Origin of the sequence: Bacteroides caecigallinarum (assembly GCF_016901995.1) — a bacterium.
In the GTDB taxonomy this organism is placed as follows: Bacteria; Bacteroidota; Bacteroidia; order Bacteroidales; family Bacteroidaceae; genus Phocaeicola; species Phocaeicola cellulolyticus.
Genome location: NZ_JACJLE010000174.1, coordinates 1 through 356 on the forward strand (window position 1 = coordinate 1; position 356 = coordinate 356).

Here is a 356-nt window from a genome sequence, read left to right on the forward strand (position 1 = left end):
AGATATAAGAATCTACTTCAAGTCTTGTATTTAAATGTCTAACATAATCAATTACCAAATTACGAGCTATAGAAAATAAAAATGATATAATGCCATTTTCCTTCAATTCTTCATTATAGTATATGGCACGAAGAAATATATCGTGCGTTATATCCTTTGCTTCTTCTATATTATTTATATGACTATAAACATAATAGAAAAGCATGTCTTTATTTTTCAAATAAACTTCAGATATTATTCTAACTTTATTTTCTGACAAACTTGAACAAGTATTTCCCATAATATATTATTTTATATACGCAAAAGTATCTATACTATGGGTGAGCCAATATAAAAACGGTAACCAAGATTATAAT

1 protein-coding gene is annotated in these 356 nt (G+C 25.0%); it reads right to left on the bottom strand.

All coding sequences use genetic code 11. The features are described from left to right. On the bottom strand, window positions 1–280 hold a 280-nt coding region (locus H6A61_RS15500), incomplete at its 3' end, for an RNA polymerase sigma factor (protein WP_275951562.1). Window positions 281–356 lie beyond the last annotated feature (76 nt).